Origin of the sequence: Microbacterium sp. UBA837 (assembly GCF_002296025.1) — a bacterium.
Classification (GTDB): domain Bacteria; phylum Actinomycetota; class Actinomycetes; order Actinomycetales; family Microbacteriaceae; genus Microbacterium.
In genome coordinates, this window is record NZ_DBHD01000202.1 from 1 (window position 1) to 24,404 (window position 24,404).

Sequence of the window (24,404 nt, forward strand, 5' to 3'; positions counted from 1 at the left end):
TGATCTGACCAGTCTCCCTGCCCGCGACCGCGGACAACAGGACGACTCTCATAACGACTGGACCTACGAAACGGGGTCAGCCCACCTGGGTTGCGTCGTTCATGGTCGTCTCCTTCTGCGGGTGGCCGTGTCGCGGGTGAGGACAGCAGCCCGCGGACGTTCTCGATGACGACCCACTCGGGCTGGAGCGCGTCGATGGCTGCGGCCATGTGCGCCCAGAGCCCCGAGCGCGTACCTGGCGCGAGGCCGGCGCGCTTGCCGACGGTGGACACGTCTTGGCATGGGAAGCCGCCGCTGGCGTCGAGGTCGTGCATGAAGTCTGCTCCGGCGACGGACGTCCCCGGCATCCGTGCCTCATCGAGAACTGATGCCGAGCTGGTCACCTGTCAGGTGCACGACTCCGACACGCGCCCGCTGCTCAACCGAGCCCCCGCTTGCCGCCGCCCGATGCCTCCATCTCCGGCCTCGGCTCCGACCGCCATCCGAGGTCACACGCCTCTTGCAGGTCGAGGTTGAGTCGGGCATTGCCGCTTCAGAAGTCACCGGGTGCGGGTGCTCACCTGCCCGGCAGGAGCGGAGGTGGGCATGACGGTTTCGATGCGCGTGATGTCGGCAGGTGACGGCTACAAGTACCTGCTCAAGACCGTCGTGGCAGCCGACGGAGACCGACCGCTCTCGACGCCGCTTACCCGCTACTACATGGAGGACGGCACCCCGCCTGGTCGCTGGCTCGGCGCGGGCGTAGCGGCCCTCGGCAAGGGCGAGATTCAGGTGGGCGACCGAGTATCGGAACACCAACTCCAGCTCCTGATGGGCACAGGCTGTGATCCGATCACCGGCGACAAGCTCGGCCTGGGCTTCGCGGCATACAAGAGCCAGGAGCAGCGAATCGAAGCGCGGATCGCTGACCTCGAACCGACGATGACCCCCGGCGCCAAGGGAGAGGCCGTCGCGCAGATCGTTGCCGAGGAGACAGCCCGAAGTACACGGCGTGCTGTGGCGGGCTTCGACTTCACCTTCTCGATCCCGAAGTCCGCGAGCGTGTTGTGGGCAGTCGCCGACGCCGGGGTCCAGGCACTCATCGCCGAGGCGCATCATCGCGCGGTTGCGGAGGTGGTTGCGTTCATGGAACGCGAGGTTGCAGCCACGCGCACGGGCGCAACCGCCGGAGACGGCGCGGTTGCGCAGGTCGATGTCACCGGGCTCATCGCGACCGCCTTCGATCACTTCGACTCCCGCGCCGGCGACCCCCACCTCCACACGCACGTCGTCATCAGCAACAAGGCCAAGACCGTCCTCGATGGGAAGTGGCGCTCGCTCGACGGCAGACCCATGCACACCGCCGTCGTCGCGCTCTCCGAACTCCACGAAGCCGTGTTCGCCGACCACATGACGCGCACCTTCGGCGTCTCATGGGAGGCCCGAGAGATGGGCCGCGACCACAACCCTGCATGGGCGATCACTGGAGTGCCCGATGAACTGATCGCCGAGTTCTCTACCCGCGCGCGTCACATCAACGCCGAGACCGATCGCCTCATCGCCAAGTACGTTGCAGCGCACGGACGACGCCCGACACCAGCGGCGATCATGAAATTGCGAGCTCAAGCCACACTCGCGACTCGGCCCGAGAAGCAGGTTCGGTCCTTGGCTGACCTCACCGTCGAATGGCGGGAGCGCGCCACGAAGTCGTTGGGGCGGGATGCGACGACGTGGGCGCGCGAGGTGACCGACAACGACAAGCCGCTCCTGCTGCGTGCCGACGACGTACCGCTCATTGTCATTGGCGAGATTGGGCGTTCGGTCGTCGAGGTGGTCGGTGAGAAGCGCTCGACCTGGCGACGCTGGAATCTCATGGCCGAGGCATCCCGGCAGACGATGGGCTGGCGCTTCGCCACCATGCACGACCGGGAAGCCATCGTCGCCATGGTTGCCGATGCCGCCGAGTTCGCTTCGCTTCGCTTGACCCCGCCCGAACTCGGCGCCTCGCCCGTCGTGTTCCGTCGGACCGACGGCACCTCGGTGTTCCGACCGAAGAGCTCGACCGTGTTCACCTCCGAGTCCCAGCTCGCGGCCGAGGACAGACTTCTCGAACGAGCAGCCAACCTCGGCGGGTCGACGGTGACGCTTGCCACGGTCGAGAAGATCACGCGCAGTCCCGATGCGGACGGTCGGATGCTCGGCGACGACCAAGCCGACGCCCTGACCCGGATCGCGGTGTCGGGTCGGATGCTCGACGTGCTGGTCGGTCCTGCCGGTGCGGGCAAGACCACCGCAATGAACGCGCTCCGCCGCGCCTGGGAAGCCCAGCACGGCTCCGGTTCCGTCGTCGGGCTCGCGCCGTCAGCGGTCGCCGCACAGGTCCTCGCCGACGACCTCGGAATCGCGACGGAGAACACTGCGAAGTGGTGGCAGAACCACCTGATCCACGGCACCGCGTTCGAGGCAGGCCAGCTCGTCATCATCGACGAAGCCTCCCTCGCCGGCACCCTGTCACTGGACCGCATCACCCACCTCGCCCAAGACGCTGGCGCGAAGGTGCTGCTTGTCGGCGACTACGCCCAACTGCAATCCGTAGATGCCGGCGGCGCGTTCGCGATGATCGCTAGAGACCGGGCCGACACTCCCGAACTGGTCGACGTTCACCGCTTCACCCATGCCTGGGAGAAGACCGCCTCACTCGAGCTGCGTCACGGGCGCACAGCGGCTATCGACACTTACCTCGCCCACCAGCGCATCGCCGATGGCGACGCCGAGGCCATGACCGACGCGGCTTACAACGCATGGCGCGCCGACCGCGACGCGGGACTCGTTTCTGTGCTGATCGCTGAAACCCACGACGACGTGACCGCGCTGAACGGTCGCGCCCGCGCCGACCTGATCCTCAACAAGACTCTGAATCCCGACCGCGAAGTCGAGCTGCGCGACGGCACCGCCGCTGGCGTCGGCGACACCATCATCACGCGACTCAACAAGCGCGAACTGCGCACCCTGGTCGGGCGGGACTGGGTACGCAACGGCGACATCTGGACCGTCACCGCCGTCGGCGACGACGGGACCATCACCATCGCACGCGACTACGGAACCGGCACCACCGTCGGCGACGACGGAACCATCAAGGCTCGCAGGCGTGGGCGCAGGTTCGGCGGCAGCATCGTCCTCCCGGCCTCGTATGTGGCCGAGCATGTCGATCTCGGTTACGCAGTCACCGCCTACCGCGCCCAAGGCATCACGACCGACAGTACGCACGTGTTGGTCGAACCGACCTCGACGAGGGAGACCTTCTACGTCGCTATGACCCGAGGGCGGCACGCGAACCACGCCTACGTGACTCTCGACCGCGCCGACGACCATGCCCAGCTGCACCCTGGCGACGACCCGCATGCCACCGCGCGAAGCGTGCTGTACGGCGTTCTCCAGCACAGCGGGGCCGAACTCTCGGCGCACGAGACCATCGTCGCCGAGCAGGAACAGTGGGGCTCGATCGCCCAGCTCGCCGCCGAGTACGAGACCATCGCCGCCGCAGCCCAGCATGACCGCTGGGCTGCCCTCATCCGCTGCTCCGGGCTCTCCGACGAACAGGCCGAGAGCGCCATCGAGTCCGAGGCGTTCGGCCCCCTTGCCGCTGAACTTCGCCGCGCCGAGGCCAACCATCACAACCTTGATGCGCTCTTGCCGCGCCTCGTGGCCGCGCGAGGATTCGATGACGCCGACGACATCGCCGCCGTCCTGCACTACCGGGTCGAGCGGGCGACCGGCCGCCCCGCAGGCTCGGGCCGGACCCGCAAGCCAACGCGACTTATCGCCGGCCTCATCCCACAGGCGCACGGCGTCATCGATGTTGAGATGCGAGCGGCTCTCGACGAGCGAGAGGAGCTCATCGCGGCACGCGCCGACGCCGTACTCGACGGCGCGCTGGCCGAGAGCGTGCCGTGGACGAAGGCACTCGGCACGCGGCCCACCGAACCGCGACGGGCTGCGGCCTGGCGCAAGTCCGCGCGCGTGATCGCCGCCTACCGCGATCGTTACCGCGTCACCGACGACACGCCCCTCGGCGCGCCACCCGAGTCGGCGGTCCAGAAGATCGACGCTGCGCGGGCGCGGGCAGCCCTCGACCGAGTGCGAGTGGCCGCTGAAACCGTGGATGATGCTCACGCAGCTCGAAGCCCGTCGAGAGGTGGGCCGTCGCGGGCAATGTAGTGCCAGTGTCGACCCCAGGGGTGCGGACCCGCGAATGTCGGCGCGGCCAAGTAGCCTCAGAGCCACACGACAGTAGACTTAAACCCACATGACGACACACGGCTGAAGGAGGCGGGGCGATGGCGCGCGCTGATCTACTCCTAGACCTCGTCGAGGCCGAACGCCGCGGCGATCGGGAACGCTTCAAGGTGCTGGTTGAGTCCGTCATCGCCGAAGAACGCGCCAACCAGCATCATCTTCTCGCCGATCGGCTCTCGCAACTCATCACGACGACGGGACAGGGACCCGTCCGCGACGACCGAGCAGCAGCGATCCGCGATCTCGTGCATGAGGTCGTACCGAACCGTCGGCTGCATGAACTCGAACTTGCGCCGGTCCCGCAACGAGTCGTGACCGAACTGATCGAGGAGCAGAAGCGCGCCGAGCTTCTGCGTAGTTACGGTATTGAGCCGCGCAACCGACTTCTGCTGTCTGGCCCGCCTGGAAACGGCAAGACGAGCGTGGCGGAAGCGATCGCGGCAGAACTGATGCTTCCCTTCTACGTGATCCGCTACGAGGGAGTCATGTCGAGTTTCCTCGGCGAAACGGCCGCACGGCTGGACAACGCGTTTGAGTTCGCGCGGACCCGCCGTTGCGTGTTGTTCTTCGACGAACTGGACACCATCGCCAAGGAACGAGCAGACGAGCACGAGACCGGCGAGATCAAGCGGGTGGTTTCGACACTGCTGCTCCAAATCGACAGACTGCCACCCCACGTGATCTTCGTTGGCGCAACCAACCACGGCGAGCTGCTGGATCGGGCGGCATGGCGACGGTTCCAGATTCGGACGGAGTTGGGACCTCCTAGCCGCGCACAGGCGACGAGATTCCTCGAACGTCTTGCTGAACGCCTCGGAGGCGACCTCGGTTTCGCTCCTCGTACCCTCGCCGACAAGTTGGCCGGGGCGAGCTTCGCCGAGTTGGAAGAGTTCGCACTTGATGTGCGCCGCCGCGCGGTGCTGGAACTCCCGGATGACAACATCCGCCGGATAGTGCTAGAACGGCTTGAACACCGCCGAGGTCAGGCGGCAGGGTGACGGTTGAGCGCAAACCGCTCCTTGCGTTCGGGCCGGCGGAGGTTGTGGCGCGGCCAACCCAGACGCCGCGTGATCTTCCACGTCTGGCAAAGCCGGGCGCTGGGCGACAAGGTGAACGACTGACTCCTCAGTTCAAGGACTTGGCCGCAGCTTTCGAAGCCGAACGTGCCCGTCTGAGCGCCGACACCCCAGAGGAGATTGACCCCGCACTCGTGGTCGTATTTGATCTGGCGGGAAGCGTCAAGGACTTCCGCAACGCAATCAACCGGATCGATGGCCTGGAGTTTCTGTCGGAGCTTCTCGGGGATCAATCTGACCCCGACGACGATTTCCACATGACGGAGCGTGAAGCTGGACGGACAGACAAGCGCGTCACGCACTCGCTGTACTTGGTCATGTCCAACACCAAGGCGATCGACGAACTACTCCGGCTCTTCGCTCAATGGCAGGCCGACCCGTCCGCGTCGTTCGAGCACGGGCTAGGCAAGTTCAAGACGGCCTTCCAGCAACTGACAGCGATACGTCGGTGGGGCGCTGAGGACCGCATCCGTGAGACTGGTCTACGAGAGCGCTGGGAAGAGACTCTCAGCATGGTCGGTCAGTCAGTCAGCACCGTCCTCGTCGAAGTCGAGCTCTGGCACAGGCGTGATGCCGCCCAGCGTGCGGCTGCCGAGGCGCACGTCGAGGAAGTCATCACTTCCAGCGCCGGTCGAGTCTTGGATCGCTCGCAGATCGGAGAGATCGAGTACCACGCGCTCCTGGCTGAACTCCCGATCCAGCAGGTCCAGTCCGTGTTGACCAACGGAGCTTCGGCCATTCGGCTTCTCACGACTGATGACGTCATGTTCGTCAGCCCCTTCACCCCGATGAGCGTTGCACCAGGGACTCTTGAGCCAGTTACTCAAACCAACCTTGCTCGCAGCGACAGAGTCGAAGGCAAGCCTCGGATCGCGCTGCTCGACGGGCTGCCGTTCACCAACCACGACACGCTCCAAGGCCGGCTCTCGATCGATGACCCTGATGGGCTTGGTGAGAACTACCCCGTCGCGGCTCGCCACCACGGAACCGCCATGGCGTCACTCATCATTCACGGCGACCTCACTGATGGCGGTCCCGCGCTTGATCGTCCTCTCTACGTGCGCCCGATCCTGCAGCCCCATGAGTTCATGCCTGGGCACGAGCAGGTAGTCCCGAATCGTCTGCTCCCCGACGTCCTTCATCGTGCGATCAGACGGATTGTGAAGGGCGAGGGGAACCAGCCTGCCGCAGCGCCGAGCGTCCGGGTTGTGAACCTCTCCATAGGCGCACAGACACGAGCACTCACGCGTCGAATGAGCCCCGTTGGGCGCCTGCTGGACTGGCTCGCCCACTCGTACAATCTGCTGTTCGTCGTCAGTGCGGGTAACCACACCGACGAGTTCACGATCCCCGCCGATGCCGCGCACGACACTGACGCCGCTCGCCTGGCTGCAATGCGGGTCGGCTTCGAGACGGCGCTGCTACGCGGCATCCTTCCGCCTGGCGATGCACTGAACGCCCTCACCGTCGGTGCCACGCACTCAGACGGCCTCGGCGAGATCGCAGTTCCAGATACGGTGTGGGATATCACCAACCCGGACGCTCCCGCACACTACGGGTCGGTTGGGCCCGGTGTCGATCGGTCGGTCAAGCCGGACCTTCATCACTCCGGAGGCCGCGCCCTCTACACGCGCCCCATCGTGCTGCCCGGTCAGACTGACGTTGCCGTCGGCCTGGCTCGCACCGCCGCGACGGGACCCGGCTTGCAGGTGGCCGCTCCGGGACGCGGGGGTGCTACCAACAGCACGGTGTTCACGAACGGCACCAGTAACGCGACGGCGCTCGTCACCCGTGAAGCCAGCAGGCTGTTTGACCTCCTTGAGTCTGATAACCGCGATCCCGAAGACGCACCGCTTCCTGATCCGCAATACCACCCGCTGCTCGTGCGCGCTCTCCTTGCCCATGCAAGCAGTTGGGGCGCTTGGGAGAACAGCCTGCGCAACGATCTTGGTCTCAATGGCCAGGATGCTCGGCGGCAGTTGACGGCTCTGCTCGGCTACGGTCGCCTCGACCTCAGCAGACTCGGCGAAGCCGCGTCCAACCGAGCCGTCCTCGTCGCGGGCGGTCAAATCGCACGGAACGAGCGCCATACTTACGGATTCCCACTGCCTCCCTCGCTTCGAGCGAAAGCGGAATGGCACCGCTTCACCATCACGCTGGCATTCATGGCTCCGACGGTCGGCCAGCTCACTCGGTACCGCAGCGCGAAGGTCTACTTCAGTACACCCGACACGAGCCTCGCAGGCGGCGAGCGTTCCGATGCAGAGCACAACGCGGTTCGGAGGGGAAGCCTTCAGCACGAGATTGTGCAGGGCTCTCGCGCCATGTCTTTCGTTGATGGAGACAGCTTCCCGATTCATGTCGAGTGCATGGACGACGCCCAGCGACTCCGTGCAGGCAACACGATCCGATATGCGCTGGTTGTCTCCGCCGAGACCGCGGAGCAGACCTCCAACACCATCCATGAAGAGGTCCGTGACAGGCTACGCGCACGCGCGCGCGTCCAGGGCCGCATTCGACCGTAGACCCCGTTTTCTACCACCGTCTGGCTCGACCACTGGTGCTGGCCACAGGGCAGTGCGCGTCAAGCAGTCTCCTGCGCATCGCGGTCAGGCGGCTGGATCATCAGCACGTTCGAGATGCCGCCTTGGTTCACGCAGTCCTGGGCGAGGTCATGGACGTGCCAGTAGAAGTCCAAGTCTGCCTCGGACGCGTTAACCGTGAACTCGACTGGCGTGTACAGGTGAAGTGGGACTGAGGCTCCGTCGTAGTGATAGCCGAAGTTGTCGATCGTTGAGATGGTCAGCGGATGATCGCCAGTGAAGTCGATCCCGACGCGGATGTCGTACTCACCGCCGCCTGTCGCTTCCGCTGTCTTGCGCACCAGCGCCATGAGGTCCGCCATCGCGCATTCGATGGCTGCGGACTGGACCTGCCAGCCATCGAAGTAGCCGTCGCTGCTCATGCGGTGGCCCCCAACGGCCGCTGCGATCGTGACTGATCCATCGTGGTGAATGCTCGCCCAGGCCTCCTTCCACGCCGAGCCTTCACCTGCCGCACTGTTCACGGCCACCCATCGACGAAGGCCTGGTCGCGGGTTGTGACGGTCGACGCTCTCCAGTGGGTGAATGCCACCGCGGCCCGCGTAAAAGAGCGCAAGGCTCTCAGCCTTTGCGAGGATCTCACGGGCTTCATCGCGCGTGAGCCGACTTCCGACGCGTGGGAGGCGTGGGTGGGCAACTGCTACCAGCCAGGCGCGCGTCTCTGAATCTCGCCCGGCTGCTGCTTCCGCATACAACGTGTCCAGAACTTCGGTGGCGTGGCGGCGCTCGTCGAAGCGCGCACGGTACATCGCCTCGATCTGACGCTCCTTCATCCACACCGTGTCCGCATCGTTCCGAACGGGTGCACCGAAGTAGTCGCCCCTATAGATCAGATGCGGACCATCGACGCTGGCTGGCACCTCAACGATGACGGCACGCTCGCCTTCCGCCGAGCCCAGCCGAAACACGTTCAGGCCGAACACAGGCGGCGTGATCGCGGTGATCGCCGCGCTGCGAAGGGAGCGCTCGTACCCCTCGTCAAAGTCGCCAACGTCGGTACGCCCGGTCGCCGCCTTCTGTGACTCGTGCACGCCGAAGACGATGACGCCACCCCCACTGTTCGCCATGGCCGCAACGTCTTTCGGGAAGTCGGTCTGCGGCAATCCCTTCTGAGGTGGAAGCTCCGACTTCCAGTCCAGGTCGTCGGACTCCGTCGCACCAGCCGCGACAGCCGAATCGAGCAGTTCGTCCGTCAACGGACCGGGGCCGCGACCGAGAACGCGGTGGAGGGCAGTGAAGCTCATATGACAAGCGTAGGGATGGCCACCGACAACGCGGGGAGGGAGCAGCCCAGGTTTAGAGCTTTGCTGTCACATCTCAACGACGCTTCGCGCATCACGCGAGGCGCTGGGAGCAGGTCGGCTTCGCACCGCCGCAACGGAACCCCTGCTGCCTACCGGCTGCCTGATCATCTGTTCGAGGTCGGTCGAGCCGGCCACCAACCGGGCCTCCCCACTGTGCAGAAGCCGGTGCGGCCCGACACTCGTCGCGCTGGTGACGGGGCCGGGGACGGCACCGAGGGAGCGACCGAGTTGGTGCGCTTCCTGCGCGACCTTCATCGATCCCGATCGCGCGCCGGCCTCAACCACGACCGTTGCTGTGGACAGTGCGGCCATCAACCGTGCACGGGCGATGAACCGATGGCGGGTCGGCGTTGCGCCGGGTGCGACTTCGCTGACCAGCAGACCGTCATCAGCGACACGACCGAGCAGCTCGCTGTGGCCCGCCGGATACGCGCGATCAACTCCGTTCGCAAGGACTGCGATGGTATCGCCACCGGCCGCGAGCGCCGCGCGATGGGCAGCACCTTCGATGCCGTAGGCACCTCCGGCCACGATGATCCGCTCAGCGCAGGCGAGGTCGGAGGCAAGCTGCCCGGCCACCTGCTCGCCGTAGGATGTCGAGGCCCTCGCGCCGGTGATCGTGACGAGATCGTTGAGCGGTCGCGCGAGAAACGAGGTCATGCCACGAGTCCAGAGGACGTACGGCCGCCGGTCGCCAAGATCGTCGAGCGCGGAAGGCCAGTCTTTCTCTCCGGGAATCAGCGTGCCGGTACCGGCGCGCTCGGCTTCGACGAGGTTCTCTTCAAGTGTCCGAGTGTCTGGGCGCTGGAACTGGGCGCGCCACACTTGAGCGTCAACGGTGCTGAGCCCCGGCACCGCGTCATCACCCTCGGCGATCCGAAACAGCTCCTGTGCACCGAGCTCGCCCAGGAGGCGACCGGTGACGGCATCGTCCGGTTCGACGAGCATCGACAGCACCATCCGTGCTGTGCGCTCGTCCTGGACTATCTGGCTCAAGATCGTCATCGCCGGCTCCTCTCACTCCTACAGAGAGGTGCGCGCGGCGACGCGGGAGTCGGAGGGTTCCGTGAACGGCGACCCCGGCGTACAGTGGATGGTGAGGCAGGTTCTCCTCATATTGCGGGTCCTCCGGGACGGCCTTCGGGCACTCACACACGTTCTGCCTCCTCGACGGAGTAACACGTGTGACGAGAGGCCCGTCATGTTCCGCCTTATCTGGACGCTCAGCGTTCACACCCGCGACTATCTGCACCGCTACATGCCGAGCAACCGACTGCTCGCTGCCATCCGCACCCGCCGCGGACTCAAGTGGGGGATACCAGCGATGCTGGTCGCGCTTCCGTACATCCTGATCGGCAGCATCTGCTCTGGCGCGGCAGCCGACGGCGGCCCAGGCTGGCTCCACCTGATTGTCCTCTGGGCATGCTGGAACGCACTCAAGTTCATCATCATGGGACCCGTGAGCGTCGCTCTGCTTATCCGCGCGCGCCTGCGCGAGGCTGCGGTCCGTCGTCACCAGCGCCACGACTCGCGCGTCGAAGCGAGCCTGCGTGAGCCAGCTCTTCGTGTCTAGGCTCAACCGCCCACGGCAGTGGATGCCGTGATGCGAGAACCACAGCGCCCGCCAGGCCGGATCACGACGCCGTGGGAAGCGAGCGCTCGCCGGACAGCCTGAGGCCCCGCCCCGACCTTGATGCCGACCTCTACCAGCGTCAACCCGCTGAGGTAGAGGTCGGCTGCTTCGTGGATGCGGGAGGGATCGAACCGTCCACGGCGGATCGTCACCTCTCGCCGGGTGAGGTGGGTGGCGACCGTGCGGCGGTTCACGCCGAACACGGATGCCAGCTCCACGAGCGTTGCGCCCTCGCGGTACTGCGCTACCAGATCGTCGACCTGCTCCGGGCGAAGGAGGGTTTGAGCCATCCCAAGTGATCGCACCACTCGCCCCCTTGAGTCGGAAACGGTAGGCTCAGAGGAGCGCTGGTCGTGGTCGTAGAATCCCCGTGACCTGCGCAAAGACAAGGTTTTCAGGTGTGGGCAGGGGTTCTCAAACTCTCTACGGAGGTCCACTTTGTGATGAGTCGCGACATAGGTCTCTCTTGAGTCGCGTCATAGGTCACTTGTTGGAAGCCTCCGGCCAGCGGCCGGGGCTTTCATCGTGTTGCGCCAGTAGGTCTTGTCGGGGTCGATCTGATTGGTGGCGAGGATCTCGCCGGTACGGGTGGCGACGACGGTGACGGTGGAGTCGTCGGCGAGCAGGAGCACTGGGGTGCCGCGGTGGTCGGCTCCGATTCCGAGGTGGTGCATGCGAAGTCGGACTGCCAGGTCTCGTTCGGCTGGGTCGCTTCGAACCGCACGTACGAACTGCGCGGGCGTTTGCGGGGTTCCGGGGCGATCAGCCCGGCCGCGTGCAGGATCCGGCGGATCGTCGAGGTCGACGGTGCCCGCAACCCCTCCTGATGCAGGTGCCAGGCGATCGTGACCGGTCCGGCATCGGTGCCCGTCGCGGTCAACGCGACCCGCAACTGCACGATCCGGTCCCGAACCCGATCGGTGGCCGCGTGCGGTGAGGACTTCGGCGCACGGGAACGCGCCTCCAACCCGTCCAGACCCTCGTCCCGGTAGCGGGCGAGCAGCCGATGCAGATGCCGCCGCGAGATCCCGAACTCCTCCGCCGCCTCGGTCACGCTGAGCTGCCCGGCGACGATCTTCAACGTATCAAAGGTGCGACGGTGCTCGGGTTCCTTCAGGTATGCTGAAGGTGTGTTCCGTCATCCCCTCTCCCTGTTCCGTACCCTGGCCATCCTCGAGGCGATTTCGTGGACCCTGCTTATCGCAGCTCTCATCATTCGGGCCGTGAATCCCGAGCTGGCGCTCGCCGTGACGATCGGTGGCGGCATCCATGGCTTCGTCTTTCTGTCCTACGGCGCCACGGTGATCCTCGTAGCGCTGAACAACAGATGGCGCGCATGGCCGACGGTTGTCGGTCTCGTCAGTGCGATAGTTCCGTACGCGACGATCCCCACCGAGGTCTGGCTGCACAGGCGTGGTTCGCTGGTCGGGCAGTGGCGCCTCGAGCAGACAGGCGACCCGCGCGATCAGGCGTGGTATGACCGCGCGCTGCGCTGGTTCCTGCGCCGTCCGTGGGTGCTCGGCATCCTCATCGCCGCCGCGGTCGTCGTGCTCTACGTGAGCCTGCTGATCATCGGCCCGCCGGGCGGGAAGGGCTGAGGCTGGCCCGCGCCGCAGCCGAGGGGTCAGCCGAGTTCGTGCATGACGAACGCGAGCAGGAATCCGAGAGTCACCCATAGCCCCGTCAGGAGGTGAAGGCGCTCAAATGCTTCCGGGATCATCGTGTTTGCGACCATGGCGAGCAGAGCTCCCGCCGCGACGCTGGTAATGATTGCGATGAGTTCGGGCGGCGCGGTCTGGAGGGCCAGGTATCCAACCACGGCTGCGAGAACGGATGCGGCAGTGATGCCACCCCACAGGAGAGCCACCGTGCGTCCGCGGCTCCCATCCTGTTTGAAGGCCGCCGTGGACGAGAGCCCCTCGGGGATGTTGCTGATGGCGATCGCGGCGACGATCGGGATGCTGAGGCCTCCTGTTTGCAGCACCGAGAGTCCCATAACGACGGACTCGGGGATTCCGTCGATGAGCGATCCGATCGCGATCGCCGCGCCGCCGCCTGAGAGTGCAGCTTTCCCGTTCCCGCGGCGCTTGGCGATGTTGCGGGAGTTGGTTGCAGCGGGCTTGGGGCGCGAGACGAGCCAGTCGGCGACGATGTAGACGACCGCGCCGCCGAGGAACCCGGCAGCGGTCGGCACGATCCCGCCGCCGTCAGCGGCTTCAGCCACGAGCTCGAACGCGAGCGTCGAGATCAGCACGCCCGCTCCGAACGCCATGACCGCCAGGACGACCAGCCGCGGCGCCTTGACGAACCACGCGACGCCGGCGCCGACGAACAGTGCGCCGCCGCCGATCAGGCCGCTCAGCGCGGCTAGCCACACTCCCACGCGGCAAGCCTACGGATGCCGGTCGCTGAGGTGCGGCATCCGTGCGTGTGTCAGCTGCCGCCCGAGAGGATGCCGACCAGGCCCGAGACGACCAAGTACACGCCGACCCCGGCGACGACGACCCAGATCGTGATGCGCGCGGGGGTGATCTTGTTCTTGTCGTCGCCTGATCCGCCGCCGAGAAGGCTCATCCGCACAGGATATCCGCCGCCCACGATCGCGGCGGGGACATACGGCGAGTGCGCCGGTGCTCAGCCCGAGGAATTCGTAGCTTGTCGTTCGCGCGCCTCGCGTCGAGCGAACCAGCGAGCGATCGGGACATCGGTGGACGAGTGGGCGATGATCGAGAGCGAGATCGCCACGACGATGATGTGGAACAGGTGCGCGGAGTCCGGGTGTCCGCCCTCGAGCACGAGGAGCCCGTACAGGACCGACGCGAATCCCTTCGGGCCGAACCACGCAGCTGTCGCTCGCTCTTCCCAGGGCAGCTTGCTTCCGATGAGCGCAGTCTCGACGGCGACGGGCCGGGCCACCACGAGCGTGAGAACGGCGAAGAGGTACCCCCAGCCGTTGACGTCCGCGAGCAGCGCGGGCGAGATCAGTGCGCCGAACACGAACAGGGCGAGCAGCTTCACGATCTCGGCTGCGTAATCGCCGAACTCGATGAAGGCGTCTCGCACCTCGGGCATGGCGCTCGCGATCGTGATTCCTGCAGAGAACGCCGCAAGGTAGAGGTTTGCTCCCGTCAGCGAACTGACGCCGAAGATGATGCACGCAATCGCGACGGGAGTCAGCGCCGCGTAAAGCGGGGTCGCCCGCAGGAAATTGATCCGGATCAGCAGGTTCACCACGAGGGGTACCGCAACGCCGAGCGCGACCCGGCCGACGAGCTCCAGCGCAAGCGCCCCATACTCCGTCTGGGTTCCGTCGACGATCGCCAGGAACACGAGCACCGCCGGCAGCGCGAGACCGTCGTTCAGCCCCGACTCGACGCTCAGCAGGTGCCGGATGCGCCAGGGAATCTCCTCGCGTCCGACGATCGCCGAGGAAAGCACGGGGTCAGTCGGAGCGAGAACGGCGGCGACCCAGCATCCCCTCGCCCAGCAGGAACCCCGCGATGAGGAAGAGCACCGCCGTGGAGAGCACCGTGCGGTGGGCGATCCCGGAGATGAGGATGGCAAGCAGCAGCACGACCCCGAACGCGATGACCATGCATCCACGCTGTCGTCAGAGAGCGGGTTTCGCCACGGTCTTGACCCGGCTCTAGGCTCAGACCATGTCCGATCACCTTCCCGCCCGCAGCCGGCTCGTCCACGATGCGATCCGGGCGGCGGGGATCCCCGGCGACATCGTTGTGCTGCCGGATGCCGCCTCCACGGCCGCCCTCGCCGCTGAGGCGCTCGGAGTCGAGGTGGGGGCTATTGCCAACAGCCTTGTCTTCTGGTCCGACGGCGAGCCGCTACTCGTGATGACCAGCGGCGCCCACCGCGTCGATACGAAAGCGTTGGCTACCCGGCTCGGTCGGACCTCGATCATCCGAGCCACGCCCGACCAGGTGCGTCAGGCGACGGGCCAGGCGATCGGCGGGGGCGCGCCGACGGGGCATCCGGCGCCGCTGGTGACGATCGTGGACGAAGACCTCGCCGCGTTCCCCGAGATCTGGGCAGCCGGCGGCACACCGCACACGGTGTTTCCGCTGACGTTCCCGCAGTTGGTCGATCTCACCGGCGGAACGGTCATCAGCGTCGTCTGATCACGACCCTGGCACGCCGCTCTCAGCCGAACAGGGCGTGAGCGATCGTGTAGATCACCAGGCCCGCAAGCGCGCCGACGATCGTGCCGTTGAGGCGGATGTACTGCAGGTCTCGCCCCACCATGAGTTCGATCTTCTCGGTCGTCTCGGCGGGATCCCACCGCTCCACCGTGTCGGTGATGAGGGATGCGATGTCGTGCCGATACCGGTCGACGAGGAAGACCGCGGCATCCGTCACCCAGGTGTCGACGCGGCGTTGCAACTCGGGTTCGCGCGCGAGTCGCTCACCGATATCGCGCAGTGCACTGTCGATCTGGGTGCGCAGGCCGCTTCGCGGATCAGCCAGGGCATCGAGGAGCCCGGTCTTCGCAGTGCTCCAGGCGTGCGTGGCAAGGTCGCGGACACGCGGGCTGTCGAAGACGGCGAGCTTCGCGTCCTCGAACCGCCCGATCGTCTGCGGGTCGTGCTGCATGCTCTCGGACAGGCGGGCGAGGTACGCCGTGATCGCGGCGCGCGCGGGATGATCGGGATTCGTCCGCACCGCCCGCACGAAGGTGACGGCCTCGGAATAGACGGTCTCGTCGACGAGGCGCGCGGCGATGCTCGGCACCCACGAGGGAAGGCGCCCCGAGACGAGGCCCGTGAAGGCATCCCGGTTGTTGGCGAGCCACTCGTCGATGTTCTCGGCGGCAAGATCCACGGCGGTGCGGTGGGCGTCGGCGTCGACGATGCGGCCGAGCCATTCGCCGATCGCCGGCGACCATTCCGGCACGATGAGGTGCTCGCGCGCGAGGGCTGTGATGACCTCCTGCGCGTCGTCGTCGCTGAGCGCACGAAGGACGCCGGATCCCATGGCAGCCGCCTCCGAGCCGACGCGCGCCGCGTGGTCGCGATCGCTTAGCCAGGCACCGAGGCGGGCGGCGATGGAGGTCGATTCGAGCTTGGTGCGCACGACGTCCGCCGCGAGGAAGTTCGTCTCGACGAACTCTCCGAGCGACTGGCCGATCTCGTCCTTACGGCGGGGGATGATCGCGGTGTGGGGAATGGGGATTCCCAACGGATGCCGAAACAGTGCTGTCACGGCGAACCAATCCGCGAGAGCTCCGACCATGCCGCCCTCGGCTGCCGCGCGCAGGTACGCGAGCGCGGGGACCTGCTGCTGGCCGATGAACCCGACGAGGAACAGGGCCGCCATGAGCAGCAGTGCGCCGAGGGCCACGGACTTCATCGTCCGCAGGCCCCGCCGACGCTCCTGGTCAGCGGGGCTCAGCGAAGCGGTCGGCGTGTGAGCCATGTCCACATCTTCACACGGCGCACTCCTTCGACGCGGAGTTGCGTGAGCAGATCAGGTAGCCATCTGATCGAGCGGGAACCGAAGGGTCGCTGCAACCGGTGACCCGGCGATCATGTCGTCACCCCGGGCGGCGCGCACCGTGCCTCCCGTGCGCAGGACGCGGGCCGCGATCTCGTCGACGAGAACCGTTGAATCCGGCCCAGGCGTTTCCGCTCGCTCAAGGCGGCCTCGGTCATCGATCGTGCCTTCCGTCTCGGATTCGAGATCGAACAGCAGCTCATCGATGGCGGCGTTCGAGGCGGCAACGGCGACGTCATCGAGGCTGGTGGTGGCCAGCCCCTGAGCCTCGAGTGATCCGAACCGCTCCCGCCAGGCTGCGAGGACGTCCTCTTCGTGCCGGTCGAGAATGCTGCGTGCTCGTTCTTCGAGGTCGTCGTCGCCGAGGGAGTCCGGGTGCGCATCGATCGCGGGCTCGAGGAGTGCTGGATGCGTGTTGACGGCGCGGTACGCGGGCTCGAGGTCTGTCGAAACGCACAGGATGACGGGGACGTCCCGCGGCACGATGCGGACCACCTCGTCTTGCACGACCCGGCAGAAGCGCTCACGCTCGAGCCTGTCGCCGGTCGAGCCCTGCGGCCGCGGGAAGTCGGCATGGCCGCCGTTCTCTGCCTCTTCGAGAATCAGCCCGTGATCACTCGGCAACGAAAGGTCGCGCTCGGCGAGCCCGTGATCGGCGCCGAATTCGGTCAGGCGAGCTCCGCCCCGGGAGATCTGCACCACGAAGGCGCGACGCGGGAAAGTGACAGCGCGAAGCAGCGGTCCGGTGTCGAACCGGTCCGAGACAGTCGCCCTCGCGGTGAGCCGGTTGGCCAGTCGGAAGGTCTCAAGCCGCTCGGCCGACGCGAGCAGCACGAGAGAGCGCGACTGGTGCGTCCAGAAGTCATCGTCGTCGAGGACGGAACGCAGTCGGGCGATCGCTGCCTCTCGCTCGGGGCGCCCGACACTCGTTTCTTTGGCCTGGCGGTCGGCGTCATCGATCAGGTCGCGAAGCTGGAGGCGAATGCGTTCGTGGTCGGCCGGGACCGGTGATGAGGGCAGCGAGATGGTGATGCTCGGGATGCCGCGCATCTCGACGAGCTCGAGGAGGTGGTCGGTCTGGGGAATGTCTGCGGGCAACATGCGCGCGACGATACGTCGCCGCATCGGCGTGCGCGACGCCCTTGCATCGAGAAAGTGGACTCGCTAGGGGATCAGCCGACCGGGCCGAGCCATGCCGTGGCGACGGTGGAGTGTGCCGATTCCGGGTCGGACGGGTGGAACATCCCGGCCAACACATCGCGGTACAGCCGGCTGAGCTCACTGCCGGCGAAGTAGCTCGACCCGCCCGCCACGAGAATCGCGTCATCGACGACCGCCTTGGCCATCGTGACGGCGCGGTGCTTCACGCCCGACAGGAGCGAGAACCACCGCGGCCCGTGGTCGACGAGGGTGTCGATGTCACGGCTGAGCGTCTCCAGCTGCGGGGGCAGCGCGTCGTAGGCGAGGGCCATATCGGCGATCCGCCACCGGATGTCGGGATCCTGGCTGTAGGTCAGCCCCGTCTTCTTCGAGCGGCGCGTCCCGACGGTTGCGACAGCGACATCCAGCGCCCGCCGCGCGATTCCGGTGTAGACCGAGGCCAGTAGGATCTCGAAGACGCTGAAGATGCCGAACACGATCGGGTCAGGGTTCGCCCCCGGTGGGATACGGCGCACGACACGGTCTGCCGCGGCCGTCGCGCCTCGCAGCTGTGTCGTGCGGGACTGTGTGGCGCGCATGCCGAGCGTGTTCCAGTCATCGCGGGTGGCGATTCGCCCGGCATCCTCTTCGGACCGGGGGACGAAGGCATAGACCATCGTCGGGCCGTCGGGGGAGGTCGTGTCCAGCCCGTGGAGGCCGAGCTGTGTCCAGACCGGTGCCAGGGAGGTGAAGATCTTCGTGCCGGTGAAGGCATACGAGCCGTCGGGCTGCGGCGCGGCCTCAGTGTCACTACCGAAGAGCACGAGATCGTTGCCCGCTTCGCTGATGCCGAATGCAAAGATCTCGCCGGCTACCGCGCCTTCGAGAACGAAGCGCAGATCGTCGACCCCGCGATCGGCAAGCGCCTTCGCGACACCCGTCCACACCAGGTGCATATTGATCGCGAGCGCCGTAGCCGGTGCCGCGGTGGCCAGGCGCTGCTGCAGCAGCGAGACCTCGGCGAGGCCGAGGCCCGCCCCTCCGATCTCCGTCGGGGCGAACAGCGCGAGGTATCCGGCATCCGTCAGATCTGCCAGGTCATCATGCGGGAAGGTGTTGTCGCTATCGTGCTGTGCGGCGCGCTCACGGAACCGCTCGAGCAGCGCATCGGGCAGTACGGATGCCGGGTCGAAGGTGGTCGTCGTCGTCATGCCAGTGCCTCCCACAGCTGCCGCATCGTCTCCTCCGGCGCGTCGCGGTGCGGGGAATGCCCGGCTCCCTCGACGACCGACATCGTGATCGAGGGCCGCGTCAGGAGCTGCTCGACGATGTCGCCGCGAAAGAGCGCATAGACCGCGGGGTCACCGGCGATGATGTGGATGGGCATATCCAGCGACAACGTGGGAAGCCGCACATCCCATTCCTCGTTCTGTTCGCTCGTCTGCTCGACAGCCCAGCGGCTCACGTCCTGGATGCCTTGCACCTTCAGTTCGATATCCAGCGGATGCCACGACGGATGCTCAGCGCGCACCGCCTCGGCGCTCGGGTCGTCGAACTGCCGCTGCTGACTCTCGCGGATCTCGTAACGGGCCGGCTCATCGAGCTGGATCGCGGGATCGACGAGCACGAGGCGGTCAGTCCAATCCGGGACCGACGCTGCAGCAACGACTGCTGCCGTGCCGCCCAGCGAATGACCGATAACCAGATCCCAGGGCGTCTCATCCTGCGGGCGGCAGGCCGCCAGATCGGCGGCATAGGCCCCGATCGTGTAATCCAGCGCCCGCGGGGCGCGCCCGTGTCCACGAAGATCGACGGCCTCGGCAAACCAGCCGCGCTCGCTCAGCTCTACGCCGAAACGCCACATGAGGGCGCCCGTGGATCCCAGACCGTGGACGAGCAGTGCTCGGCGGGAGGATGACGGGTCACCCCACCCGTGGCGGGGCAGAACAAGGGGACTGGTCATGGTTTCGGCATCCTCTCAGCGCGTGCGCGGTCCGTACGTGCCGACGGGAATGATCGTGCCGTCGGGGGCTCGCATCCCGAACCCGAAAGTCCGATCCAGCGCGATGTGAAGCAGCCAGCCCATGCCGCACCAGAACAGCGGCAGTCCGACCTCCCGCATCTCCCACAGGTATGCCATGGAGCCGCCGACGAAGAACAGCAGAGCGGGAATCCACGCCTGATGCAACCAGTTGTAGAACGCGACGCGCTCGGGGCGCAGGATGCCGCGCTGGTCGCCGAACGCTCCGATCAGGGCGATGTCGGGGAGCACCGCGAACACGATGATGATCCCGGCAGTCACCCACCCGTGACCAATGCTCTCGAAGACCGCGACGATCAGCAGCGCAATGGCAAGAAGAGTCCAGGCGAGCCGGGTGTAGGTCACGGGTTCATCGTAGGCGCGCGCGGTGAACGCGCGGGTCAGGTGATCGTGGGAACGGGCTCGGTATCGGGGATGGGGCTCGGATCCCGGTCGCGCAGGTCGGGGAAGCCACGGACGAACACGATCGCCACGATCGCGCCGGTGGCGGCGAACAGTGCTGCGGCGAGGTAGGCGCCCTGGGGGCCCGCGCCGTCGACGAGGAAACCCGCGACTGCCGAACCTGCGGCCGCACCGATGAGCTGTCCGGTTCCAATCCAGCCGTAGGCCTCGGCGGTCTCGCTGAACTTGACGCTCGCAGATGTCATCGCGAAGATCACTGCGAGTGCTGGCGCTACACCGAGTCCCGCGACGGCGAGTGTCGCGCCCAGCCACCAGGCGTTGAGCGAGATCATCGTGAGGCTGAGTCCTGCCGCAACGATCAGCATCCGTCTGGCCGTCGCCCATGGTCCGATCGGGATATGCCCGAAGGAGAGACCGCCGGCGAGGCTTCCGATGGCGAAGACGGCAAGCACAAGGCCCGCCTCGATCCCCTCGTGTCCGAAGGTGGCGACCACGCCGACCTCGACGGCGGCACAGGCACCGATCAAGAGGAAGCCGACGACCGTTGCCAGCAGCACCGCGGGCTTGCCGAGCACCTTTCCGAAGCTGCGCCGACTGCGAGGGATGCGCACCCGGCCGACCTCGGGGGAGAGGATGAACCACGCGCCGCCGCCCAGCAGCACGATGACGATGAGCGCGAGGGCTTGGACCGTGCCGATCTGCGTCGCGACGAACGTGATGAGCACGGGAGCGACGACCCAGATGATCTCCTGCAGCGAGGCATCCAGCGAGTACAGGGGAGTCACCTGTCGCGAGTTGACCATCTTGGGGTAGATCGTTCGAACCGCTGCCTGCACCGGCGGGGTGGAGAGGCCCGCGACGAGCCCCAGCACCATATAGGCCGGAAGCGGGAGGGTGAAGGCCGCGATGCCCGCGATGGCGGCAGCGCAGATCGCGAGAGTCACGGTGAGGACCCGCCGCATGCCCCACAGGCCCATCCACCGGCTCGTGATCGGACCCGCAACCGCCTGCCCGACAGAGGTCGCAGCCAGCACGAGCCCTGCAGACCCGTAGGAGCCGGTGACCTGCTCGATGTGCAGCAGGATCGCCAGGCTCGTCATCCCGTTCGGGAACCGCGCCGTCAGCTGCGCAGCGATGATGCGCGCGACCCCCGGAGTGCGCAGCAGTTCTCCATAACCCGCCACCTTCCCACGATAGTCGTGCCGAATCGGTTCGGCGATATCGGCACGGAGGCAGGCTGAGTCGCAACGGATGCCGTGACCGTCGGACTGACACGCCGCGACACGCCGCGACACGCCGGGACCGCAATCCACAGGCGAATTCGATGTCGGTGGATCGTCGTAGCCTCGCGCTGTGGAGGGATGCCGGATGGAGGCATCTGGACCCGCGTGATTTCAGGCTTCTCCCAGGTTTCGCGGACTCGTCGATCTGTGGATGAAACGGTGGACAAATCGCGTTGTATCTGAGGAGAGCGGTGGAAAACTACACGAATGTAACTACTACCCCTTGTGGTGCTATCTGATGTCGGCACCCATATGTAGTATTGGACTCCCGGTGGGGGAGCTGCCGGTTCGACGAAGGATTTTGAGGGGACAACGGATCTAACATGGCGATCACGGTCTACACCAAGCCCGCCTGCGTGCAGTGCACTGCTACCTACCGCGCGCTGGACTCCAAGGGCATCGACTACAACGTTCTCGACCTCTCGCAGGACCCCGCGGCCCTCGAGCAGGTCAAGGCGCTGGGCTACCTCCAGGCCCCCGTCGTCATCACCGACGAGGACCACTGGTCGGGCTTCCGTCCCGACAAGATCGACGAGCTCGCGTCGCGCCTCGCCTGAGCCATGAGCACGGCGATCGCGACAGAGACGCCGTTGCTCGTGTACTTCTCGAGCGTTTCGCAGAACACGGCGCGCTTCATCGAGAAGTTGGGACTGCGCGCAGAGCGCATCCCGCTCTTCGCATCCGAGCCGATGCTCCTCGTGGATGAGCCCTTCGTCCTGGTGACCCCCACCTACGGGGGAGGCCAGGGCCGGGGCGAGGAGCGGGGTGCGGTCCCCAAGCAAGTCATCCGGTTCCTCAACGTCGAGCAGAACCGAACCCTCATCCGCGGTGTCATCGCCGCGGGAAACACCAACTTCGGCGACGCTTTCTGCGCAGCCGGCGACATCATCAGCCGCAAGTGTCACGTGCCGCACTTGTACCGGCTCGAACTGTTCGGCACGTCAGAAGACGTCACACGCGTAAGCGAAGGATTGGAACGATGGTGGAAGCTGCAGTGACAGACACGGCATTTAAGACCGAGACCCGATTTGACGGGCTGGACTATCACGCGCTCAACGCGATGCTGAATCTGTACGGTCCGGACGGGAAGATCCAGTTCGACGCCGACAAGCGCGCTGCGCGGGAGTACTTCCTGCAGCACGTCAACCAGAACACCGTCTTCTTCCACTCGCTGAAGGAGAAGCTCGACTACCTGGTCGACAAGCAGTACTACGAGCCCGCCGTGCTCGAGAAGTACTCGTTCGATTTCATCTCGTCGCTACACGACCACGCGTTCGAGAAGAAGTTCCGCTTCGAAACCTTCCTCGGCGCGTTCAAGTACTACACGAGCTACACGCTCAAGACCTTCGACGGAAAGCGTTACCTCGAGCGCTTCGAGGACCGCGTCGTGATGACCGCGCTCGGCCTTGCCGACGGCGACGAGGCTCTGGCCACCCAGCTGGTAGACGAGATCATCTCGGGCCGTTTCCAGCCTGCGACCCCGACGTTCCTGAACACCGGCAAGGCCCAGCGCGGTGAGCTCGTCTCGTGCTTCCTGCTGCGCATCGAAGACAACATGGAGTCGATCGCCCGCGGCATCAACTCCGCCCTACAGCTGAGCAAGCGCGGCGGCGGTGTCGCGCTGCTGCTCTCGAACATCCGCGAGGCGGGTGCCCCGATCAAGCAGATCGAAAACCAGTCAAGCGGCATCATCCCCGTCATGAAGCTGCTCGAAGACAGCTTCAGCTACGCCAACCAGCTCGGGGCACGTCAGGGAGCGGGCGCCGTCTACCTGTCGGCCCACCACCCCGACATCCTGAAGTTCCTCGACACCAAGCGCGAGAACGCCGACGAGAAGATCCGCATCAAGACCCTCTCGCTCGGGGTCGTGGTTCCCGACATCACGTTCGAGCTGGCCAAGAACGGCGAGGACATGTACCTCTTCTCGCCGTACGACGTCGAGCGCGTCTACGGCGTGCCGTTCGGCGACATCTCGGTCACCGAGAAGTACCGCGAGATGGTCGATGACCCGCGCATCAAGAAGAGCAAGATCAACGCGCGTGAGTTCTTCCAGACGCTCGCCGAGATCCAGTTCGAGTCGGGCTACCCGTACATCATGTTCGAGGACACCGTGAACCGGGCCAATCCCATCAAGGGCCGGATCAACATGTCGAACCTGTGCTCCGAGATTCTGCAGGTCAACACCCCGACGACCTACAACGAGGACCTCTCGTACGACCAGATCGGCAAGGACATCTCCTGCAACCTCGGGTCGATGAACATCGCGCTGGCGATGGATGGCGGCGACCTGGGTCGCACGGTGGACACCGCCATCCGTGCGCTGACCGCAGTCAGCGACCAGAGCCACATCTCGTCGGTGCGTTCGATCGAGGATGGCAACGACCGCTCCCACGCGATCGGCCTCGGCCAGATGAACCTGCACGGCTACCTCGCTCGCGAGCACGTCCACTACGGCTCCGAAGAGGGCATCGACTTCACGAACATCTACTTCTACACGGTGCTGTTCCACGCACTGCGGGCCTCGAACAAGCTCGCCATCGAGCGGGGGACGGCTTTCGAAGGCTTCGCCGACTCGACCTACGCGTCGGGGGAGTTCTTCGACAAGTACACCGAGCAGGAGTGGGTGCCCCAGACCGAGCGGGTGCGCGAGCTGTTCGCCGGCCACCACATTCCCACGCAGGATGACTGGCGTGAGCTGAAGGCGTCGGTGCAGGCGCACGGCATCTACAACCAGAACCTGCAGGCCGTGCCCCCGACAGGCTCGATCTCGTACATCAACAACTCGACGAGCTCGATCCACCCGATCGCCTCGAAGATCGAGATCCGCAAGGAAGGCAAGCTCGGCCGCGTCTACTACCCGGCGCCGTTCATGACCAATGACAACCTGGAGTACTACCAGGATGCCTACGAGATCGGTTACGAGAAGGTCATCGACACCTACGCCGCTGCCACGCAGCACGTCGACCAGGGCCTGTCTCTGACGTTGTTCTTCAAGGACACCGCGACCACTCGTGACATCAACCGGGCACAGATCTACGCCTGGAAGAAGGGCATCAAGACCATTTACTACATCCGTCTGCGTCAGATGGCCCTCGAGGGCACGACCGTCGATGGCTGCGTCTCGTGCATGCTCTAGTTC

Annotated in this window: 26 protein-coding genes and 1 pseudogene; 9 read left to right on the forward strand and 18 right to left on the reverse strand. The window is 66.0% G+C overall.

What is annotated here, in order from left to right:
* Positions 1 to 347, reverse strand: a 347-nt coding sequence (locus B3587_RS14345) for a DNA cytosine methyltransferase (protein ID WP_292729893.1), incomplete at its 3' end; no start/stop codon positions are given.
* A 238-nt stretch (positions 348 to 585) separates the two neighbouring features.
* On the opposite strand from B3587_RS14345, the gene mobF reads away from it, so the two are divergent.
* Positions 586 to 4,197: a MobF family relaxase gene (gene mobF / locus B3587_RS14350; protein WP_228176926.1), complete on the forward strand. Its 3,612-nt coding sequence runs from the start codon at positions 586 to 588 to the stop codon at positions 4,195 to 4,197.
* A 140-nt stretch (positions 4,198 to 4,337) separates the two neighbouring features.
* Here mobF and B3587_RS14355 read toward each other — a convergent pair whose 3' ends face one another.
* A complete protein-coding gene (locus tag B3587_RS14355) occupies positions 4,338 to 4,553 on the reverse strand; it encodes a hypothetical protein (RefSeq protein ID WP_228176927.1) in 216 nt (71 codons plus the stop codon).
* 33 nt (positions 4,554 to 4,586) lie between these two features.
* On the opposite strand from B3587_RS14355, the gene B3587_RS14360 reads away from it, so the two are divergent.
* The gene (locus tag B3587_RS14360) at positions 4,587 to 5,273 is read left to right on the forward strand and encodes an AAA family ATPase (RefSeq protein ID WP_228176928.1); all 687 of its coding nucleotides are present in this window, start codon (positions 4,587 to 4,589) and stop codon (positions 5,271 to 5,273) included.
* Here B3587_RS14360 and B3587_RS14365 read toward each other — a convergent pair.
* Positions 5,258 to 5,608, reverse strand: coding sequence for a hypothetical protein (locus B3587_RS14365; RefSeq protein WP_228176929.1), 351 nt, complete (start codon positions 5,606 to 5,608; stop codon positions 5,258 to 5,260). The genes B3587_RS14360 and B3587_RS14365 overlap by 16 nt on opposite strands.
* Here B3587_RS14365 and B3587_RS14370 point away from each other — a divergent pair, their 5' ends adjacent.
* Complete coding sequence (locus B3587_RS14370) at positions 5,609 to 7,876, forward strand: S8 family peptidase (protein WP_228176930.1); 2,268 nt, start codon at positions 5,609 to 5,611, stop codon at positions 7,874 to 7,876.
* Between the two features lie 59 nt (positions 7,877 to 7,935).
* On the opposite strand, the gene B3587_RS14375 is transcribed toward B3587_RS14370, so the two are convergent.
* Positions 7,936 to 9,198, reverse strand: coding sequence for a helix-turn-helix domain-containing protein (locus tag B3587_RS14375; RefSeq protein WP_054682927.1), 1,263 nt, complete (start codon positions 9,196 to 9,198; stop codon positions 7,936 to 7,938).
* 66 nt (positions 9,199 to 9,264) lie between these two features.
* Entirely contained in the window at positions 9,265 to 10,263 is a 999-nt protein-coding gene (locus tag B3587_RS14380) for a DNA-processing protein DprA (RefSeq protein ID WP_054682925.1), read from the reverse strand.
* Between the two features lie 196 nt (positions 10,264 to 10,459).
* Here B3587_RS14380 and B3587_RS14385 point away from each other — a divergent pair, with 196 nt between their 5' ends.
* Entirely contained in the window at positions 10,460 to 10,831 is a 372-nt protein-coding gene (locus B3587_RS14385) for a hypothetical protein (RefSeq protein WP_054682923.1), read from the forward strand.
* Positions 10,832 to 10,833: 2 nt separating this feature from the next.
* On the opposite strand, the gene B3587_RS14390 is transcribed toward B3587_RS14385, so the two are convergent.
* The 3 genes and pseudogenes from B3587_RS14390 to B3587_RS14400 form a co-directional block, all read right to left on the reverse strand.
* Positions 10,834 to 11,181 (reverse strand): hypothetical protein, encoded by a 348-nt coding sequence (locus B3587_RS14390; RefSeq protein WP_228176932.1) that lies wholly within the window; start codon positions 11,179 to 11,181, stop codon positions 10,834 to 10,836.
* A gap of 186 nt (positions 11,182 to 11,367) precedes the next feature.
* Positions 11,368 to 11,565, reverse strand: coding sequence for a hypothetical protein (locus B3587_RS14395; protein ID WP_228177190.1), 198 nt, complete (start codon positions 11,563 to 11,565; stop codon positions 11,368 to 11,370).
* A 5-nt stretch (positions 11,566 to 11,570) separates the two neighbouring features.
* Positions 11,571 to 11,972, reverse strand: a pseudogene (locus B3587_RS14400) (helix-turn-helix domain-containing protein); the annotation flags it as partial.
* A 49-nt stretch (positions 11,973 to 12,021) separates the two neighbouring features.
* Here B3587_RS14400 and B3587_RS14405 point away from each other — a divergent pair.
* Complete coding sequence (locus B3587_RS14405) at positions 12,022 to 12,489, forward strand: DUF3817 domain-containing protein (protein ID WP_228176933.1); 468 nt, start codon at positions 12,022 to 12,024, stop codon at positions 12,487 to 12,489.
* Between the two features lie 26 nt (positions 12,490 to 12,515).
* On the opposite strand, the gene B3587_RS14410 is transcribed toward B3587_RS14405, so the two are convergent.
* From B3587_RS14410 to B3587_RS14425, 4 genes are read right to left on the reverse strand one after another with little or no spacing between them, the layout of a single operon-like run.
* Entirely contained in the window at positions 12,516 to 13,274 is a 759-nt protein-coding gene (locus B3587_RS14410; RefSeq protein ID WP_228176934.1) for a ZIP family metal transporter, read from the reverse strand.
* Between the two features lie 50 nt (positions 13,275 to 13,324).
* Positions 13,325 to 13,465 carry a hypothetical protein gene (locus B3587_RS14415; RefSeq protein ID WP_228176935.1) on the reverse strand — a complete coding sequence of 47 codons (141 nt, stop codon included), beginning with the start codon at positions 13,463 to 13,465 and terminating at the stop codon, positions 13,325 to 13,327.
* A 60-nt stretch (positions 13,466 to 13,525) separates the two neighbouring features.
* Positions 13,526 to 14,329 (reverse strand): cation:proton antiporter, encoded by an 804-nt coding sequence (locus B3587_RS14420; protein ID WP_228176936.1) that lies wholly within the window; start codon positions 14,327 to 14,329, stop codon positions 13,526 to 13,528.
* A 4-nt stretch (positions 14,330 to 14,333) separates the two neighbouring features.
* On the reverse strand, positions 14,334 to 14,486 hold the full coding sequence (locus B3587_RS14425) for a hypothetical protein (protein ID WP_228176937.1): 153 nt from the start codon (positions 14,484 to 14,486) through the stop codon (positions 14,334 to 14,336).
* 64 nt (positions 14,487 to 14,550) lie between these two features.
* On the opposite strand from B3587_RS14425, the gene B3587_RS14430 reads away from it, so the two are divergent.
* Positions 14,551 to 15,027 (forward strand): YbaK/EbsC family protein, encoded by a 477-nt coding sequence (locus tag B3587_RS14430; protein WP_292729913.1) that lies wholly within the window; start codon positions 14,551 to 14,553, stop codon positions 15,025 to 15,027.
* Between the two features lie 22 nt (positions 15,028 to 15,049).
* Here the strand turns inward: B3587_RS14430 and B3587_RS14435 are convergent, their stop codons facing one another.
* The 6 genes from B3587_RS14435 to B3587_RS14460 all read right to left on the reverse strand — a co-directional run bounded on the left by B3587_RS14435 (position 15,050) and on the right by B3587_RS14460 (position 21,166).
* On the reverse strand, positions 15,050 to 16,321 hold the full coding sequence (locus B3587_RS14435; RefSeq protein WP_292729916.1) for a DUF445 domain-containing protein: 1,272 nt from the start codon (positions 16,319 to 16,321) through the stop codon (positions 15,050 to 15,052).
* A 51-nt stretch (positions 16,322 to 16,372) separates the two neighbouring features.
* Positions 16,373 to 17,500, reverse strand: coding sequence for a hypothetical protein (locus B3587_RS14440; RefSeq protein ID WP_292729919.1), 1,128 nt, complete (start codon positions 17,498 to 17,500; stop codon positions 16,373 to 16,375).
* A 71-nt stretch (positions 17,501 to 17,571) separates the two neighbouring features.
* Positions 17,572 to 18,750 carry an acyl-CoA dehydrogenase family protein gene (locus tag B3587_RS14445; protein ID WP_228176941.1) on the reverse strand — a complete coding sequence of 393 codons (1,179 nt, stop codon included), beginning with the start codon at positions 18,748 to 18,750 and terminating at the stop codon, positions 17,572 to 17,574.
* Entirely contained in the window at positions 18,747 to 19,502 is a 756-nt protein-coding gene (locus B3587_RS14450) for an alpha/beta fold hydrolase (protein ID WP_292729921.1), read from the reverse strand. Before B3587_RS14450 ends, B3587_RS14445 begins: the two co-directional genes overlap by 4 nt.
* Before the next feature lie 15 nt (positions 19,503 to 19,517).
* Positions 19,518 to 19,925 carry a DUF4260 family protein gene (locus B3587_RS14455; protein WP_228176943.1) on the reverse strand — a complete coding sequence of 136 codons (408 nt, stop codon included), beginning with the start codon at positions 19,923 to 19,925 and terminating at the stop codon, positions 19,518 to 19,520.
* 35 nt (positions 19,926 to 19,960) lie between these two features.
* Entirely contained in the window at positions 19,961 to 21,166 is a 1,206-nt protein-coding gene (locus tag B3587_RS14460) for an MFS transporter (RefSeq protein WP_228176944.1), read from the reverse strand.
* Between the two features lie 422 nt (positions 21,167 to 21,588).
* Between B3587_RS14460 and nrdH the strand changes: the two genes are divergently transcribed.
* From nrdH to nrdE, 3 genes are read left to right on the forward strand one after another with little or no spacing between them, the layout of a single operon-like run.
* Positions 21,589 to 21,822: a glutaredoxin-like protein NrdH gene (gene nrdH / locus B3587_RS14465; RefSeq protein ID WP_195691937.1), complete on the forward strand. Its 234-nt coding sequence runs from the start codon at positions 21,589 to 21,591 to the stop codon at positions 21,820 to 21,822.
* A gap of 3 nt (positions 21,823 to 21,825) precedes the next feature.
* Positions 21,826 to 22,263, forward strand: a complete 438-nt coding sequence (gene nrdI, locus B3587_RS14470; RefSeq protein ID WP_292709000.1) for a class Ib ribonucleoside-diphosphate reductase assembly flavoprotein NrdI — start codon at positions 21,826 to 21,828, stop codon at positions 22,261 to 22,263.
* Positions 22,245 to 24,401: a class 1b ribonucleoside-diphosphate reductase subunit alpha gene (nrdE, locus tag B3587_RS14475; RefSeq protein WP_228176946.1), complete on the forward strand. Its 2,157-nt coding sequence runs from the start codon at positions 22,245 to 22,247 to the stop codon at positions 24,399 to 24,401. The genes nrdI and nrdE overlap by 19 nt, the downstream gene beginning before the upstream one ends.
* Positions 24,402 to 24,404 lie beyond the last annotated feature (3 nt).